Raw genomic sequence first — 906 nt, 5'->3', positions numbered from 1 at the left:
CGGCTGGCCCGCGCCCCCCGCCCGCCGGTCCTGCTGTCCGCCCTGGTCGGGGCCGGACTCGTCTGCGGGGCAGACCTCATCGCCCGGAACCTGTTCGAGACCATCCAGCTCCCCGTGGGCGTGGTCACCGGCAGCCTGGGCGCCCTCTACCTCATCTACCTCCTCGTCCGTGGAAACCGAAAGGCCCAGGCTTGACCACGACACACGGCAACACCGCACACGTCGACGCACCGGCCGCCTCCCCCGCCGGCGCCCGCCCCCGGCTGACCGCCCGCGGACTCACCCTCGCCTACGACGACCGCACCATCGTCGACGGCCTGGACGCCGACATCGTCGAGGGCACCATCACCTGCGTCATCGGCCCCAACGGCTGCGGCAAGTCCACGATGCTGCGCGCCCTGGGACGACTCATGCGCCCACGCTCGGGCGTGGTCGAACTGGACGGGCGCGACATCCACCGCGCCCCCACCCGGGAGGTCGCCCGGGTACTGGGCATCCTGCCCCAGCAGCCGAACGCCCCCGAGGGGCTCACCGTGGCCGACCTCGTCGCCCGCGGCCGCCACCCCGCGCAGCGCTGGTACCGCCAGTGGTCGGGGGACGACCACACCGCCGTGGCCGACGCGCTCGCCCAGACGGGTCTGCTGGAGTTGGCCGACACACCCCTGGACGAGTTGTCCGGCGGTCAGCGGCAGCGGGCGTGGATCTCGATGGTGCTGGCCCAGGGCACCGACCTGCTGCTGCTGGACGAGCCCACCACCTTCCTGGACCTCGTGCACCAGGTCGACGTCCTGGACCTGGTCCGAGACCTGCACCAGCAGGGCGGGCGGACGATCGTCATGGTGCTGCACGACCTCAACCTGGCCGCCCGCTACGCCGACACGATCATCGCGATGCGCGACGGCTCGG

2 protein-coding genes are annotated in these 906 nt (G+C 72.7%); both read left to right on the top strand.

Annotation, left to right across the window (positions count from 1 at the left end; all coding sequences use genetic code 11):
* Positions 1–195, top strand: a 195-nt coding sequence (locus tag D471_RS0126050) for an iron chelate uptake ABC transporter family permease subunit (protein WP_026128087.1), incomplete at its 5' end; no start/stop codon positions are given.
* A partial coding sequence (locus tag D471_RS0126045) for an ABC transporter ATP-binding protein (protein ID WP_017601332.1) occupies positions 192–906 on the top strand: 715 nt, incomplete at its 3' end. The genes D471_RS0126050 and D471_RS0126045, both read left to right, overlap by 4 nt.

Source organism: Nocardiopsis lucentensis DSM 44048 (genome assembly GCF_000341125.1).
Lineage (GTDB): Bacteria > Actinomycetota > Actinomycetes > Streptosporangiales > Streptosporangiaceae > Nocardiopsis > Nocardiopsis lucentensis.
The sequence above is the reverse complement of the archived record's forward strand: the minus strand, read 5'-3'. Positions and strand labels throughout refer to the sequence as shown.